Below are 17,023 nucleotides of genomic sequence, written 5' to 3' on the forward strand. Positions count from 1 at the left end.
TGGTTGACGGCAACACCCGATCCAGCCCCAACCCGCCGTGACCTTGCCGCGAGATAGGGGTGGATCCATTCATCATCCAGCAACTTAGAACCCTTTCCGAAGGGGTTCAATCGCGCCATCTCCCCCCCTTCTGGATCATTTTAAGGAAGCGCCGAGGCCGCCACCTTCTCGTAAAACCGGGCCAGACGGCCGCCGTGCGCCGCTACCGCGTACCGCGCCCGCGTCTCCAGCGCCCGTCGGCGCAAGTTCTCGTGGGACAGCGCCTCCAGGAAGCGGCGCAGGCGGGGAAGATGGGCGGGCGTCAGCATCACGCCGGCGCCGTAACGGTTGGCGACAAAGGAGATGAAGCCGGTTGACGGACCCAGCACAGGCAGGCCGGCATCGAAGTAGTCGAACAGCTTGTTGGTTGTGCAATATGGGTGCTTGTGCTCGTTATAGGCGTCGTCGGCCAGGGTATCCAGCTTCCGGGAGGACAGGTGGATGCCGTAATCGTACTGGCTGAGTTCCTCAAGCAGCCGCTCGGCCGGGACGGGGCGGTGCAGGTGGAAGTAGGGGGTGGCCGCTTCCAGCGCCAGATAATCGGAGTAGACCTCCTCGAAGGCCGTCTGCTGTCCCATCGGGGCCGGATAGAGGTGATAGTGGATGCGCTGCGTCGCCCACTGGCGGGCCAGCCCCAGATGGATGGCGGTGGCGTCGTTGGCCGCCAGCTTCTCGACGCCGAAGTTGCCGCAATAGGCGATGTGGATTTCCGCCGGATCGCGCCGGGGACGCTCCGGCAGGTCGCTCCGGTTCCAGCAGCCGTCAAGGAACAGAAGGCTCGGCCCCTTGAGGCGGTAGCCGAGGTGCCGCTTGGCGACTTGGGCTTCCAGCGACCGGCAGCACAGGCCATCGGCGTTTTCCAGGGAAAACCGCTCCAGCGGGATGACGGCCGCCGCCGGGTGGGTCGGCTGGAGGATGCCGGCCAGCACGTCGTAATCGTCGAACACCACCGGCCCCGGCCGATGCCGGATGAAGAAGGCCGGGGTGACGTGTTCCCAGCTGACGAACAGATGGTAGGCCAGCGGCGCGTAGCGGCAGGCCAGGGCCACGGCCTCTTGCGGCGAGCGGTAGGCGTGGGTTTCGACGAAGTAGCGCGCGGCGTTGAACTTGGGCGGCTGGTGGTGGAGGAGGACTGTCGATATCCCCTGGGCGCGCAGGGCCAGGGCGGCCTTCGCCACCCGCCCGAAGGGATTGTTGGCGACAAAGACCACCAGATCGTGGCGGCGCGGCCGGCTGAAGGCTTGCCGGCACAGGGCCGCCAGTTCGGGAACGAGCGGGATGCCGGGCGGCGGCGGGGCGGCCGGCGCCGCCGCCACGGGCCGCTCCAGGTCCGCCAGACGCTCCCGCGCCACCGCCAGATCGGGCTTGAACGCCAGGGCGCGCCGGAGATGCTCCGCCGCCTCGTCGCGCCGCTTGAGGTCTGCCAGCACCGTCGCCGCATTGACGTGCCATTCGGCCGCCCCGGGCTGGAGGGCCAGCGAGCGGACAATGAACGGCACCCCCTCGTCGCCACGGCCAAGCTGGTGCAACGCCACCCCGAGATGATGCAGGGCGAACGGATGCTCCGGCACCGCCTGGAGAATCCGGCGCAACAGCGCCTCGGCCTCCGCCGGCCGCCCGGCCTGCTGGTGCTGCACGGACAGGGCGAAGGCCTGCTCAAGGGACAGGGTGGTGGTCATGGCCCCGGCGTCATCCCTTGAGGCGGACATAGGTCATCCACGAATAGGTTTCGGCCCAGGGGAACTGCTCTTTCAAATCCTCAAGCTCCGGCAGGTTCAGACCGGGGCAGAATGTCCCTTCCTTCACCATGTCCCACAGCGCGGGGAACAGGTCGTAGCGCTCGACGATCTGCGACAGGGTGGCCTCTCCCCCCTGCTTCACCATCATTTCCAGGGTATGGTGGGTGTAGGGGTAGGGCATGTTGTCATCGAAGATGACGTGGCGGATGCCGCGCGACCGCGCCAGCAAGAGCCTTTCGAACTTGTTGTTGTGGTCGTCGAAGATCACGCAGACCTTCTCGGGATCGAACGGGCCGAAGCGCGTCGACGAAAAGTCCTGGTGGCTGTAGGCGGCGCCGGGATGGCGATAGAAGGGGTTGTAGCTTTCCGGCGCGATGTGCTCGTGCAGGGCGATCACCGGGTCAAGGCAGATGATCTTGGCCTTGGGGACGCTTTGCCCGATGACCCAGGTGGAAAACCCCCGCCAGATGCCGGACTCGATAACGGCGTCTGGATTAAGCTCCTTCAGGAAGTAATAAAGGTGAAAAGCCGCGCTAGCTCCCACGCCGCCGCTGTTTTCGAAGGGACGCTTTTGATAAATCTCAACAAACGACCGCAGATTATCGATGATATTCTGCTTTTCTCCATTCCAGTCCCGGCGCGTCAGCATTTCAACCCCTTTTACATCTTCCATTAGCAGCATCTAGAGCTCTTGAATCAGTTCCGCAGCGCCGCCGCCACCACCTTGATCTGCGCCTCGGCCAGTTCCGGGAACATCGGCAGGCTGAGGATTTCCGCCGCCGCCGCCTCGGTCACCGGCAGGCTTCCCTCCGCCATCCCCAGGTGGGCGTAGGCGGGCTGGCGGTGCAGCGGGATGGGATAGTGCACGCCGGTCGATATCCCCGCCGCCTTGAGCGTGCTCTCCACGGCGGTGCGGTCCTTGACACGGATCACGAACAGGTGCCAGACCGGCTCGGCCTCGGGGCGGACGGTCGGCGGTACGAGATCGAGGCCCGCCAGATTCTCCCGGTAAAGGTCGGCGGCACGGCGGCGGCCGGCGTTCCAGGCGTCGAGGTGACGCAGCTTGACGCGCAAAATGGCGGCCTGCAGCCCGTCGAGACGGCTGTTCACCCCCTCGAGCTCGTGGGTATACTTCTCCAGCCGGCCATGGTTGGCCAGCATGCGTACCCGCCGCATCACCTGGGGATCATCGCCGACGATGGCGCCGCCGTCGCCGTAGGCGCCCAGGTTCTTGCCGGGATAGAAGCTGAAGCTGGCAAGGTCGCCGAAGGTGCCGGCCTTGCGGCCGTGCCAGCGCGCGCCGTGGGCTTGGGCGCAGTCCTCCACCACCTTGAGGTTATGGCGGCGCGCCACCTCCAGGATGCGGTCCATATCGCAGACCTGGCCGTAGAGATGCACCGGGATGACGGCCTTGGTGCGCGGCGTGACGGCCTTTTCCAAGGCGTCGGCGTCCATCAGCATGGTGTCGGGCCGGATGTCGACGAACACCGGCCGCGCCCCGGTCTGGCTGATGGCCTCGGCGGTGGCGATGAAGGTGTGGGACACCGTGATCACCTCGTCCCCCGCGCCGATGCCCAGCGCGCGCAGGGCGATGTACAGGGCGTCGGTGCCGTTGCCGCAGCCCACGCAGTCGGCGGTGCCGCAGTAAGCGGCGAACTCGGCCTCGAACCGCTTCAACTCCTCACCGCCGATGAAGGCTGTGCTCTCCAGAACGCGGGCGATGGCCGGATCAATCTCGGCCTTGATGGCGCGGTACTGGGCTTTGAGATCGACGAAGGGGATGTTCATGGAGCACTCGGCGCGTTTGATGGGAGTAATCGTGGAAAAGGAGCCGTGATCCGTCACAACCGACGCAAAAGCCGGGCCGGGTTACCGGCATAGACGCCGGGTTCGGCGATGTCGCGGGTGACCACGGCGCCGGCGCCGATGACCGCCCGGTCACAGATGCTGACCGGCATGATGGTGGCGTTGGAGCCGATGCTGACGTTATCCCCGATCCGGGTGGCCTGCCACAGCTCCTTGCGGCCACGGGCCGGACCGCCGACCCGAAAGGGGTCGTTGATGAACATGACGCCGTGACCGATGAAGCAATCGTCGCCGATCTCGACCAAATCGCAGATGAAGCTGTGCGACTGGACGCGGCAACGGGCTCCGATCACCGCCCCCCGCTGGATTTCGACGAAGGGGCCGATAAAGGTGCCCCCGCCGATGGCGCAGCCGTACAGGTTGACGGGCGCGACGACGGTGACATCCGGGCCGAAGGTGACATCGACGATGCCGCTTTGGCGGATGGTCGGGGCATGGCCGGGGGATGCCGGCAAACTCTCCGTCATCACTCTCTCTCCTTCAGGCGGTCATCGGCTCGATCGTCTGGACCTGACCGGTCTTGAGCGCGGTCTGGACGGCCGCCATCACCGTTACCACGGCGACGGCGTGATCCGGGCCGGTTATCGGGGTGGCGCCGCGGCGCACGCAGTCCAGGAAGTGCTCCACCTCGGCCTTCAGCGGCTCGACCAGCTTGACGCGCGGCAGCAGGATGTCGCCGGCGCGGTGCAGGAACTGGAAGGTGCGGGGATCGTCGAAGTCCATCCGCTCGCCGATGCGGGGCACCCGGTCCACCCCCTTGTCGTAGATGGCGATCTTGTCGTCGTTGACGTCGTCGTAGATCACCATCTTGCGGCTGCCGACCACCGTGAAGCGCCGCACCTTGCCCGGGTCGAGCCAGCTGACGTGGACGTGGCCGACGATGCCGCTCTTCCAGGTGAGCGTGGCGAACACCACGTCCTCGATGCCCTTCTGGATGAAGGCCGCGCCTTGCGCCGCCACCCGCACCGGCATCTCGCCGTTCATCAGGTGCAGCAGGATGCTGACGTCGTGCGGCGCCAGGTTCCACCAGGCGTTCACGTCGGTGCGCACCTGGCCCAGGTTGAGGCGCTGGCCATAGATGTAGAAAAGGTCGCCCAGCGCGCCGTCGTCCACCAGCTTTTTCATGTAATGGACGGCGGAGTTGTACAGGAAGGTGTGGCCGACCATCAACACCCGGCCGGTTTCAGCGGCCAGCCGCCGCAAATCCTCCGCCTCGGTGCGGGTCATGGCCAGCGGCTTTTCGACCAGGGCATGCTTGCCGGCAAACAGGGCGTTGCGGGCCAGCTCGAAATGGGTAGAGGCAGGGGTGGCGATCACCACGGCCTCCACCTCCGGATCGTCCAGCACCGTCCGCCAGTCGGGCGTTGCCTCGGTGCGGGGAAAATTCTGGCCGACGAATTGCCGGCGCGCCTCGCTGGCGTCGGCGACCCACTTGACCCGGCAGTCGGGCTGCGCGGAAAGGTTGCGCAACAGGTTCGGCCCCCAGTAACCGCAGCCGATCTGACCAACCACCGTCATGACGAACTCTCCCGGAAAAAACGTTGCCGGCGGGATCAGGCGGCAAGCGCCAGCAGGTCTTGCACCCGATGCCGGTAGGAATGGCGCGTCAGGGTCGCCCGCTGGCCGGCGGCGGCAAGCCGGGCCACGTCCTCGGGGCGGCTCATCAGGTCGCGGATCTTGGCCACGCCGTCTCGGACATCGTCGTAGACGACGATTTCCTCATCCGGCTGGAAGTATTCGCGGATGTCGGACTTGTTGTCGGTTACCAGGAGGCTGCCGACGCCGGTGACCTCGTACATTCGCAAGTTGACGGCGTAGGGGCCGGCGACGTCGATGTGCTTGTTCAGCGCCATCCGGCAATCCTTGAGGGCCTGATACATGTCCAGGCCCCAGACCGGCGGGCGGACGGTCAGCTTGAGGCTGGCGGCGTCGAACCCCTCGGGCCACGCCACCTCGCCCCACAGGTCGATCGGCACCGCCCGCGCCAACTCGACGATCAGGCGGACCCGTTCGCTGTGGGCCGCCGACAGCTGGCCGGTGAAGCCGACCTCGTAGCGCTTGCCGCGCTCCTCAAGATGGGGGAGCAGGCGCTCGTCGAAGGCCAGCGCCACCTTCTCGCAGCGCAGGCCACGGGCGCGGAATTCCTGGATCTGGGCGGGGCCGGCGGAAATAATGAGGTCGTAGCGGCTGAGGCTGGTCTTCGGCATGGGGGCGGCGTGCTGCCCCACCGCCTTGCCGTAGAACCCCTTCACGCTGTCCAGAAAACTGTCCTCGAACATGTAGAGATTGGCGCACAGCAGCACGTCGGGCCGAAACGCGCGGACCTGCGCGGCGACGATGGCGCGCTGCCAGTTGCCCAGGGCGACCTGCTGGCGTACCTGGAAACCGCCGAACTGGAAAGTGTCGGCGCAACGGCGCAGCTCGTCGGCCAGGCCGTTCTCGACCATCCAGCGGACCTGCATCGCCGCGTTGTTGGCGCTGACATCCAGCACCTCGTGCCCCAAGGCGCGCAGGGGCGCGGCCCACGCGCTGGCGCTGTGGAAGAACGCCTTTTCCTGAGTCTCGTACTGTTCCTGGAACGACTTGCCGGCCAGCCCCGGCTCCCGCTGCTGGTAAAGCCAGTGCAGGAAGCCTTCATAGATCGTGTCGACGACTAGAAAACGCACCGGAAATCTCCAAAGCCGGGCCGGCTGAAGCGGGCAGCCGCAACGAATGATATCCGCCCTATCGATTGGCGGCACGGGGAAATTTCAAGACAAAAGGACGAATCAGGGACAGCTTGTGTGACAAGCAACAGTCAGTACTGGATCTCGACGGCCGGCGAAGGAGTTCTCTTGCACCACTCTCCCACATGCCCGATACATACGGGAAAGGGTGGGCCGCTCCGCCCCGGTCGCGGCACCAACGGTCAAGGTCCCGGATGATCAGCATCAATACCGCCGATGACGGCGTGAAGGTCCAAGTCGATGTGCAGGCCCGAACCGTTTCCGTGACGTTCCGGGACGCGGCCAAGCGGATCGAAGTGAACTGCGTCTCCGACTTCGGGGCCGTCGACGACTTCACCGAGGCGTATCTGCACCGGATCGATGCCGCCGCCCGGGCCAGCCAGCCGGTTTCGACCGACGATATCGGCACCGTCCACTTCCGGGCCATGCCGGTGCGGCTGAAGCTGGCCATGTCCTACTACACCGAGCGCCTGCAGCGGATCGCCGGCTGGCTGGTTTCCTCGCGCGAAACCACCAACTTCACCTACGGCCTGACCGACATCAGCCTGGGATACCTGTCGCATGTCGTGGCCGTCACCGCCGGTATCGACCAGCCGACCGCCCTGGCCTACATCAAGGAGCCGCTGGCCGATGCGGAACTGCTCGACCATCTTCATCGCCTGACCACCGCCCATTCATTGCGCTGGTGCGCCGACGACCGGCCGCAGTTCGGCCGCCGTCTCGGCTGGTACGCCATCGTCCGCGCCCGCAAGCCCGCCGTTCTGGTCGAAACCGGCGTCGATAAGGGGATGGGGTCGGTGCTGCTGTGCGCCGCCCTGCGCCGCAACGCCGCCGAGGGCCGGGCGGGCGTCTACTACGGCACGGACATCAATCCGGCGGCGGGCTACCTGCTGACCGCGCCCTATGCCGAGCATGGCCGCATCCTCTATGGCGATTCGATCCAAAGCCTGATCCGCCTGGAGCAGCCGATCGACATCTTCATCAACGACAGCGACCACAGTGTCGAGTATGAGCGGCGCGAGTATGCGACCATCCAGTCGAAGCTGGCGCCCGGGTCGATGATCCTGGGCGACAACAGCGGCCATTCGCCGGCCCTCATGGAGTTTGCCCAGGTCACCGGCCGGCGCTTCCTGTTCTACCGGGAGGAACCGCGCGATCACTGGTATCCCGGCGGCGGCATCGGCATCGCCTACTGATCGTCGTTCACAGATAGTGCCGGAGATGGTCGCGGTAGAAGGCGACCGTCCGGCGCAGTCCCTCGGCCAGCGGCACACGGGGCTGCCAGCCTGACAGCCGGCGAAACAGGGAGTCGTCGGCGTAATAGTCGCCGATGTCGATGCGCTTGCGGTCGGCGGGGAACTCCCGGATCTCGAAGCGGCTGTTGCCGGCTTCGGCCAGCAGGGCGGCGGTGTCGCGCAGGCTGATGACGCAGTCGCCGCCCAGGTTGAACGCCTGCCCGTCCACCCCGTCGGTTTCCGCCAGCGCCAGCAGCGCGTCCACCGCGTCGTCGACATAGGTGAAGTCGCGCAGCTGCGCTCCGCCCCACACCTCGAAGGGCCGACCTTCGACCACGGCCCGCACCCAGACGCCCAAGAAGGTCTGGCGGGCATCCTTGACGCGCATGCGCGGCCCGTAGGTGTTGGTCAGCCGCAGCACGCTGGAGCGCAGGCCGTACACATTGTTGTAGAGAATGTGATAGTGCTCGCCGGCCACCTTGTTGACGCCGTTGACGTCGACCGGATTGAGGCGATGCCTCTCGTCCACCGGCAGGTAGTCGGGCTTGCCGTAGATCTGGCGAGTGCTGGCAAAGACGATATGCACACCGGGATTGTGGTGGCGGCAGATCTCCAGCAGGCGCAACTGGGCAAGGCCGTTGATCTCAAGATCGTTGAACGGGTCGGTCATCGAATCCATATGCGAGGTCTGACCCGCAAGGTTGAAGATCACCTCGCGCCCCTCGATCATATGCCGCATGCTGTAGGGATCGCGGATATCGGAAATATTGATGCGAACCCGTGACGCGATCTCCTGAACATTGAAGGGGTTGCCACCGTATTCCGGCACCAGGCTGTCCACCAACAGCACGTCGGCGCCCAAGGCAACCAGACGGTGAGCCAGAGAGGCCCCGATAAACCCCAGCCCTCCGGTGATCAGCACCCGTCGCTTCTGCCAGTCCGGGCGCAGAGCGAGGCGGTCCTCGTGCCGTGGCGTCGCATCCGTCATGGCAGGGATATCCTTCCTCTCGTAAGTTTTCCCACCGAAAAGGTTAACACTATCAGTTGAGGTGAACACGGCACTTTTCTGGGCCGAAAGCACGATCCCGCCCTCTTCGCCAGGGCGTGTCGTCAGTTGAGCCAGAAGAAGGCGGAAGGTGCTACGGCCGACCTCTTGCCGCTGGCGGTGCCGAAAATCCGCCGGTTCCCCGCCCGCCTGGTCCCTCTGGTGACAACGCCATCAACGACGAGCGCGGCGCTCCCATTGGAAGCGCCGCGCCCAAGCCGATAAAAAGCGGGGGCGGTCCCTGTGAACCGCCCCCCCTTGATCAGAACTTGATCAGAAGATGATCAGAAGATGATCAGAAGATGATGAAGTTGCTCGCCGTGAGCGACGTGATGGCGCTCTTATCCTTCAGCGTCGTGAGGTGGAAGATGTCGCTGGAGCCATTGCTCGCGCCGGCCTCAATATCGAACACCACCTCGTAATCGCCACCGGTAGTCGAGTGGAAGACCACGAGAACACCAGTCGTCGCCGAGGGGCTCACGAAGTTCGTAAGGGCACCATCAACCACCGTGGCCCCGGTCCAAGTTGCCGTGCCGACCATATCGGTGATGACGATGACGTTGGCGTCCAGTGAGGCGGAGGTGTAGCTCTGCCCCGCCGCCAAACCGCTGCCGCTGGCCTCGGTGATGGTGAAGGCCGTACCGCTCCAGGTGCCCTCGGCATACTTCACCGTGGTGCCGCCATACACGTCGAGATTGGCATTGTCGCTTAGGGCGAACTTATCGCTGCTGAACTCGAAGCTATGGATGATGTCACCGCCCGTGATGTTCGCGGCACGGCCTTCCGTCGTGCTGACATACACGAAGTAGTCCGCGCCCGAGCCACCCGCCAGCGTATCGTTGCCGTCACCGCCGACCAGCGTGTCGTCACCCGAACCGCCGGTGATGCTGTCATGGCCAGCGCGGCCGGAGAGGCTGACGCTGGTCGAACCCGCCACCACGATATAGTCCGTACCCGTGACGGTGGCGCCAATCAGCGTTTCGACCCCCGATACGGTCAGCACGGAATTCTGCGTCTGCTGCACGGTGATGATATCGCTGGAACCGTTACCACCATAAATGCTCTCGGCACCATTGACCGTCAGTTGGTTGTCGCCGGCCAGCAGGATGAGATAGTCCGCTGCCCCCGTCGTGCCGATGTCGATGTAACCAGTGGTAAGGGTGGTGGCGAGATAGATGGTGTCGCTGTTGCTGCCGGTGATCTTGATGGTTTCGGTGTTGCTCACCGTGACAATGTTGCCGTAGTCCGACAGCGTGAGCACATCCTGCGAACTGTCGCCAAAGTTGACGTGAGCCCGATCAAGGCTGGAACTGATCACAATACTGTCAGCCTGCGAACCGGCCATGCCGTGGATCGTTTCCACGCCGACCACGGAGAGAACGAAGGCCCCCGAAGCCCCCAGCACCAGCGTATCGCTGCCGCTGCCCAGGGAGAAGAGCAGCGAGCTTTGCGACGCCGCCATATAGACCGTGTCGCTGCCGGTCCCGCCGACGGTGGATTCGACCTGCTGAACGGTAATGCTGTTGTCGCCGCCCAGCAGGATCACCTGGTCCGTCGCGGCGCCACCCAGGCAAATCCACGCATTGCTGGTGTTGGCGGCCAGAGAGATGACGTCGTTACCGCTGATCGTCGTCGTGATGGTTTCCGCGTTGCTCACGGTCAGGGTGAAGTTGGCGCTGTTCAGGTGCAGGATGTCGGCCGTTCCCCCCGCCAGATTGATGTAACCGCCGCTCTGGTTGGGAGTGAGGATGACCGTTTCGTCGTTGTCGGAGGCGATCAGCGTCTCGACGTTCGAAACGGTGAGGTTGCCCGACACCGTCGTCATCAGCGTGACGACATCGGTGCCGCTGGTCGTGTGGCCTACGATCTTTTCAATTTCGAACAGGGTGACGGTGTTGTTGCCCTGGCCCAGGTTCAGCGTATCCACCGCGGCGCCCAGATTGATCAGCATGCCGTTGACGGCGGTGCTGAGGGTCAGGGTGTCACCGCCCGAGCTCGTCCCGCCATACAAGGTTTCGACGCCGCTTATGCTGAGCGTGAAGGAGCCGGTTTCAGTCAACGTCAGGACGTCGCTGCCGTTGCCCAACCCCACATAGAACGTCCCCGCGGTCGCGGTCAGCATGATCTGGTCAGAGCCGCTGCCACCCACGATGGTTTCGGCGTCACGGACGGTGAGCGTGTTTTCGCCACCCAGCAGCGTCAGCTTGTCATTGGTGCCGCCCCCCAGGCAGAGCCATGCGCTTCCGTAACCGGACGTCAGGACGATGGTGTCGGAGGCATCGCTGGTGTGGCCGATGAAGGTTTCCACGCCCGATACCGTCAGGGTGTAGGGGCCGCTGTGCGCGAAGGCAAGCTGGTCGGCCGTGCCGCCGCCGAGGTTGATGGCCCCGGCGGACTGTCCGGCGATCAGGGTGATTTTATCATCCTCCCCGGTGCCGAGGAGTGTTTCGACATAACCGACCGAGAGCCATTTGGTGTTGGACTCACCCATCACGATGACATCCTGGCTGGCGGTGCTGCTGCCATGGATGCTCTCGACCCCGACCACCGTCAGGTTGTTGGCGCCGCCGACCGCCAAGAGCAGAGTATCGGCCGTACCGCTGCCCAGGTTGACGAGACCACCGGTGAGCGACGCCGTCAGGAAGACGGTATCCTCCTCGGAGCCGTTGCTGATGATGGTTTCCGCGCCGTTGATGGTGAGGACGGCGGTGGAGGTGGAGACATCCAGCACCAGGATATCGCTGCCCTGGCCAAGGTTGAACACGCCGGTAAGCTGCGAGTTGCCGATCAGGATGAAGTCGTTCTCGTCGCCGCCGATGATGGTTTCGGCGTAGAGAACCGTGACCGTGTTGTCGGCATCGTCCAAGGCCAGAACGTCTTTGATGCCTGTCCCAAGGTTGATGTAGCTGTTCGCAACGGTGCTGAAGATGATGGTGTCGTTGCCGCCGACACTGTGACCGATCAGGGTTTCAATCCCTCCGACGGTCAGAGTATTGGTGGCCGAACCGCCCAGGTACAGGACATCGCTGCCGCCTTTCAGGGCGATGAACTCATTTCCCTTCGACATGTCGTTGGCGAGCGTGACGGTATCATCGTTGCTGCCGCCTACCACCGTTTCGACGTCTTGCACCGTGAGCGTGTTGCTGCCGTCGTAAAGGCTCAGACGGTCGCTGCCGATGCTCAGACAGATAAAGCCGCTGCTTACGGCCTCGCCCAGCGTGATGCTGTCGTTGCCGGCTACGCTATGGCCGTAGAGGGACTCAACGCCGCTGACCGTCAGGGTATTGTTGTTCGCACTCAACTTCAGGGTGTCGAGACCGTCACCAAGGTTGATGCTGCCGCTGGACTGCCCGCTGCCCAGGACCAGCATATCGGCGCTGACACTGCCAATGAGAGTTTCGGTGTTGCTGATGGTCAACGCCGCCCCGTTGGAACCGCTGCCGCCGAGGGTCAGGCTGTCGGAGCCGCTGCCGAGGTCGATGAGGCCCTGCGCCAGGGTTGCCGCAAACACGATGGTGTCGTCGGAGGACGAGCCGACGATGCTCTCGACCGCTTCCACCGTCACATTGGTGGCACCGCCAAGCAGCTTCAGAACATCCTGCGTGCCGCCGCCGAGGTTGATGAACCCCTGGGACAGGGCGGTGAGGACCGTGACGGTGTCATGACTGGCGACGGCGTGGCCGGCGATAAGGGTTTCCACACCCGCCACCGTCAGCGTGAAGGCGCTGCTGTGGCTGTAAACCAAGGTGTCGCTGCCACCAGCCAGCCGGATGAAGCCGTAGACTTGGCTGCTGGCCATGTCGATGTAGTCGGCGCCGCTGCCGCCCGTAATCGTCTCGACACTGGAGATGGTCAACGTATTGTCGCCATCGGCGAGCTTCAGGGAGTCGCTCCCCCCGCCCAGACAGATAACCCCGGTGGTCCAATTGTTGGCCAGGGTAATGGTATCGCTACCACTGTTCGTCGCGTTGATGGTTTCGACGGACGCCAGCGTCAAGGTGTTGGCTCCCGACGCCAAAGTCAGCTGGTCGCTTCCCTCACCTAGGTTGATGTAACCGCCCGCCAGGGCCAAGCTGAGGGTGATGTTGTCACCGGCCTCGTTGCCGATGATCGTCTCGACGTTGAGGGCATAGATGGTGTTGGCCTGGTTGCTCAGGACCAGGCTGTCCGAGCCGGCGCCGAGATTGATGTGGCCGTACGAAGCCGTCAGGGCGGTGTCGAGGAAGACGGTATCGCTGCCGCCGCTGCCGACGATCGATTCCATGTCGGCAATGGTCAGGGAATTGGAACCATTGAGCAGATAGACGATGTCGGCCGTGCCGCCGCCCAGGTTGATATACCCCCCGGAGATCGCGCGGCCGACGGTGATGGCGTCGTTGCCGCTTCCCCCCTGAATGGTTTCGATGCCGACCACCGTCAGCGTGTTGCCGGAGGCCGCCAGACTCAACTGGTCGCTGCCGCCGGCCAGGGTGAAGACGCCGGCGGTCACCGAGGCGGTGAGGGTCACCGCGTCGGCCCCGCCCGAGGCCACCAGGGATTCGACCGAGCTCAAGGTCAGGGTATTGGTGGCGTTGGCCAAGTACAGGGTGTCGCTGCCGCCGCCCAGGCAGACGTAGCCGGCGGTCAGGCCCAAACCCAACGTGATCTTGTCGTCGCCGGCGCTGCCGCAGATGGTTTCGACACCACGCACCGTCAGCGTGTTGGTACCGTTCCCCAGGTTGAGGACGTCGTCACCCTCGCGCAGGTTGATGACGCCCTTGGTCACACTGGTCGTCAGGGTAACGATGTCGGCACCGCTGTTGCCCTGGAGCGTCTCGACGTCCCCCGCGCTCAGCGTGTTGGCGCCCTCGGCCAGTTGCAGCACGTCGCCGCCGATGCCGAGATTGATCTTACCGGCGGTCAACGCCTGGGTCAGGGTGATGCGGTCGCCCCCCGATCCGCCAATAACGCTCTCGACCCCGGTGAGGGTGATCGCGTTGCCACCGGCGGCCAGGGTGAGGGTATCGGCGGTGCCGTCGCCCAGATCGATGACGCCGCCGATCTGCGCCTTGGTCAGGGTGATCTTATCGATACCGGCCGCCGCCGTCAGGGATTCCACACCGCCGACCGTCAGGGTATAGCCGCTCGTATGGTTGAGGGTCAGCTTGTCGCTGCCCAGACCAAGATCGATGGTGCCCGTGGTCAAGATGGTCTGGAGGAGAATGTCATCGTTGCCGCCGGCGGCGGTGATCTTCTCCACCCCTTCCAGGGTCAGGGTATTGGCCGCGTTGGCCAGGATCAGAGTGTCGCTGCCGTCGCCCAGGCAGATGTAGCCGCCGGTGGTTCCCGCCCCCAGGACGATGGTATCGACCGACGATCCGCCGTTAACGATGGTTTCAATGCCGCGAACCGTCAGGGTGTTGGAGTTGTTGGAAGCCAGCGTCAAGCTGTCGTTGCCGCCGGCGAGCGCGATGATGCCGCTGGTCAGCACCGTCCCCAGGGTGACCAGGTCGTCACCGCCAAGACCGATGAGCGTCTCGGCCTCCGACACGGTTACGGTGTTGGCGCCGTTGGCCAGGGTCAGACGGTCCTTGCCCGTTCCCAGGTTGAGACCGCCACTAAGCGTGGTCGTCAGGGTGATGGTATCGGCGCCGCTTCCGGCCACCAGCGACTCAACGCCGGTCAGGGTCAGGATGTTGGTGCCGTTCGCCAGGATGAGAGTGTCGCCGGTACCATCCTTCAGGTTGACGGTGCCGCCGGCCACTCCGGCGGTCAAAGTGATGCGATCGTCGCTGTCGCCGGCGATCAGCCGCTCGACGCCGCCGATGGTGACCGTGTTCGCCACGTTCGTCGCCAGCCGCAGGGTGTCGTTGCCGGCGCCGAGGTTGTAGACACTGTTAACCAGGGCGGTCGTCAGGGTGATGGTGTCGTTGCCGGCCTCGCCGATGAGGCTCTCGACGTTTTCCAGGGTCAGGGTGTTGGCGCCGTTGGCCAGCTTCAGGCTGTCGCTGCCGCTGCCGAGGTTGATGACGCTGCCGGAAATGGCCCCCTGCAGGACGATGAGGTCGGCGCCGGAGTTGCCCACCAGGCTCTCGACCCCGCCGATCGTCAGCGTGTTGGCGCTGTCGTCCAGGTGCAGAACATCATCGCCACCGCGCAGGGTGACGATGCCGCTCGTCGTCGTGAGGACGATGTTGTCGTTACCGGAACCGCCGATGATGGTTTCAATGTTGGAAAGGGTAACGGTGTTCTCGCCGTTGGCCAGGGTCAGGCTGTCCTTGCCCGCCTCAAGGTCGATGACGCCGCCCGAGGCGATGGTGCCCAGCAGAATGGCGTCGGAGCCGGAGCCGCCATTGATCGTCTCGACGCTGCGCACGGTGACGGTGTTGGTGCCATCCCCCAAGGACAGGATGTCATCACCCTCCTTCAGGTTGACGACGCCCGCAAAGGCGGCGGAGCCGGTCAGGATGACCTTGTCGGCGCTGGAACCGCCGATCACCTGCTCGACGGCGCTGATCGTAACCGTATTGCTGCCTTCATTGCTCAGCTCAAGCCGGTCGGCGCCCAACCCGAGATTGATAAAGCCACTGGCCAAGGCTGAACTCAGGATGACCGAGTCCCTGCCGACGCTACCGACGATCGACTCGACGTCCTTCGCCGAGACGGTACCCGTGCCGATCAGAATCAGGGTGTCGCTGCCGGCGCCGAGATCGAAGATGCCGCTGGTCGCCAGGTTCAAAGCGACGACGACGTCCTGGCCGGTGCCGCCGACCAGGCTTTCGATGCCACCGACCGTCACCGTGTTGCCGCCATCCTTCAGCGTCAAGGTGTCGAGGCCGGCGCCGAGGCTGACGACGCCCGTGGTGATGCGATCGCCCGCGGTCACGGTGTCGTCGCCCGTCCCGCCGGTCACCTTCTCGACGGCCGATACCGTCAGCTTGTTGCCCCCGTTGGCCAGCCGCAGCTGATCGGAGTCGCCGCCGCCCAGATTGACGACCGCGCCGTCCATGGCGCTCCCGAAGACGAGGGTATCGGCGGAACTGGCGCCGGTCACCGTCTCGACTTGCAGGACCGTCACGCTATTCTTGATGCTGGAGTCGCCGGAAAGGACCAGGATGTCGTTGCCGTCCTCCAGGTTGACGGTGATGGCCGTCTGCCCGGCGCCGAGCGTGACCCGGTCCTCGCTGTCGCTGCCGACGACCATTTCGACGCCGCTCACCGACAAGGAGCCGGCCACCCCCATCGTCAGCCGGTCGGCGCCGCCGGCCAGGTTGTAGAGGCTGTTGGTCTGGATGGAGGCGACGAACACGGTGTCCGCCCCCGCGCCGCCGGTCAGCGTCTCCAGATTTTCCACGGTCAGGGTGTTGTTCCCGGCGGCCAGCGTCACCGCGTCGCCACCGGAGCCCATGTTGAAGATGACACCGTCCAGAGCCGTCGCGAGGCTCAACGTGTCGGAGTTGCTGGTGCCCGAGATTGACTCGACGCCGGAAAGCCCGAGCAACGAAACGGTACCGCCGGTCACGACGGTATCGGTTCCGCCGCCGCCGCTCGCCGACGACCGGGAGCCGGTGCTTCCCTGGCTGAAATCGAGAACGTCACTGCCATCGCCACCGATCAGGATGTCGACCCCACCATTGCCAATGAGGGTGTCGTCACCTCCCGTGCCGACGAGGGTCTCAGCAGCTGAGGTGCCAGTTTGGACAGACATGTGACTCTCCCGATCGCGACTTTTTCACAGGGCTCGAAATTTTGGCTAGAAGGCGTGTCGAAAGTCAACAAAGGCTTATCGACACGGTTCTACGCCCGACGGATGTCGAAGAACCGCGCCCCAGTGGCGTTCTTGACTTTTGGTGTCGCTCACGATCACCGCGACGATAGAGCCTCCGCCTGCGCCGTCGCTGAGACGCGCGTGCCGTATCGGCTGGCCGGCGGCCAACCCCGGGGACTGTCAGGACGGGGGCCTGATCCAATCCTCCCGCGACAACGTCGCCAAAGCGGACGGTCATGATCGGTGCTCCTTCTGAGGCTACCTTTACCAGAGGATGCCGGCGCATGACCGACAAACCTGCGTCAAACTCATACAAGCAAAAACCACGCCGCGAAACAACTTCGGTAACCCACAAGGATCGGCTTCTCATACCCGCTCAATACCCGGAAAAAAATGCCCACCTCCCGGCAAAAAATACCGGGCGGGAGGCACGGTTTGCCGGGTTGCGCGACGGGCGCGGGAATAATCCGGATACTCGCCCTGGTTCGCCGCTCTCCGGAGCCGGTCGCGCCCGCCACGCGGGTCAGGCCATCCGATGCACCTTCCGGACGAATCGAAAGGCGCGTGGCGCGACGATTTTCCGCCCGGGCATGGAATTTGCTGACCATACCGGATGAAACCGGCGT

10 protein-coding genes are annotated in these 17,023 nt (G+C 64.6%); 2 read left to right on the plus strand and 8 right to left on the minus strand.

The window, feature by feature from the left end:
* Positions 1 to 140: 140 nt before the first annotated feature.
* Genes VED21_RS33880 through VED21_RS33905 form a run of 6 tightly spaced genes read right to left on the minus strand, consistent with a single transcriptional unit; the run spans position 141 to position 6,310 of the window.
* Positions 141 to 1,718: a hypothetical protein gene (locus VED21_RS33880; RefSeq protein ID WP_324890331.1), complete on the minus strand. Its 1,578-nt coding sequence runs from the start codon at positions 1,716 to 1,718 to the stop codon at positions 141 to 143.
* 10 nt (positions 1,719 to 1,728) lie between these two features.
* Positions 1,729 to 2,460: a hypothetical protein gene (locus VED21_RS33885; RefSeq protein ID WP_324890332.1), complete on the minus strand. Its 732-nt coding sequence runs from the start codon at positions 2,458 to 2,460 to the stop codon at positions 1,729 to 1,731.
* A 14-nt stretch (positions 2,461 to 2,474) separates the two neighbouring features.
* Positions 2,475 to 3,566, minus strand: coding sequence for a DegT/DnrJ/EryC1/StrS family aminotransferase (locus VED21_RS33890; protein ID WP_324890333.1), 1,092 nt, complete (start codon positions 3,564 to 3,566; stop codon positions 2,475 to 2,477).
* A 53-nt stretch (positions 3,567 to 3,619) separates the two neighbouring features.
* Positions 3,620 to 4,111: an acyltransferase gene (locus VED21_RS33895; RefSeq protein WP_324890334.1), complete on the minus strand. Its 492-nt coding sequence runs from the start codon at positions 4,109 to 4,111 to the stop codon at positions 3,620 to 3,622.
* 13 nt (positions 4,112 to 4,124) lie between these two features.
* Positions 4,125 to 5,162: a Gfo/Idh/MocA family oxidoreductase gene (locus tag VED21_RS33900; protein WP_324890335.1), complete on the minus strand. Its 1,038-nt coding sequence runs from the start codon at positions 5,160 to 5,162 to the stop codon at positions 4,125 to 4,127.
* Between the two features lie 35 nt (positions 5,163 to 5,197).
* Positions 5,198 to 6,310 carry a CgeB family protein gene (locus tag VED21_RS33905; protein ID WP_324890336.1) on the minus strand — a complete coding sequence of 371 codons (1,113 nt, stop codon included), beginning with the start codon at positions 6,308 to 6,310 and terminating at the stop codon, positions 5,198 to 5,200.
* Between the two features lie 254 nt (positions 6,311 to 6,564).
* Here VED21_RS33905 and VED21_RS33910 point away from each other — a divergent pair, with 254 nt between their 5' ends.
* A complete protein-coding gene (locus VED21_RS33910; protein ID WP_324890337.1) occupies positions 6,565 to 7,566 on the plus strand; it encodes a class I SAM-dependent methyltransferase in 1,002 nt (333 codons plus the stop codon).
* 7 nt (positions 7,567 to 7,573) lie between these two features.
* Here VED21_RS33910 and VED21_RS33915 read toward each other — a convergent pair whose 3' ends face one another.
* Together VED21_RS33915 and VED21_RS33920 are read right to left on the minus strand one after the other, a co-directional pair.
* The gene (locus VED21_RS33915; protein ID WP_324890338.1) at positions 7,574 to 8,593 is read right to left on the minus strand and encodes an NAD-dependent epimerase/dehydratase family protein; all 1,020 of its coding nucleotides are present in this window, start codon (positions 8,591 to 8,593) and stop codon (positions 7,574 to 7,576) included.
* A 352-nt stretch (positions 8,594 to 8,945) separates the two neighbouring features.
* On the minus strand, positions 8,946 to 16,337 hold the full coding sequence (locus VED21_RS33920) for a hypothetical protein (protein WP_324890339.1): 7,392 nt from the start codon (positions 16,335 to 16,337) through the stop codon (positions 8,946 to 8,948).
* Between the two features lie 344 nt (positions 16,338 to 16,681).
* On the opposite strand from VED21_RS33920, the gene VED21_RS33925 reads away from it, so the two are divergent.
* Positions 16,682 to 17,014 (plus strand): hypothetical protein, encoded by a 333-nt coding sequence (locus VED21_RS33925; protein WP_324890340.1) that lies wholly within the window; start codon positions 16,682 to 16,684, stop codon positions 17,012 to 17,014.
* Positions 17,015 to 17,023 lie beyond the last annotated feature (9 nt).

It is taken from the genome of Azospirillum sp., assembly GCF_035627195.1.
Lineage (GTDB): Bacteria > Pseudomonadota > Alphaproteobacteria > Azospirillales > Azospirillaceae > Azospirillum.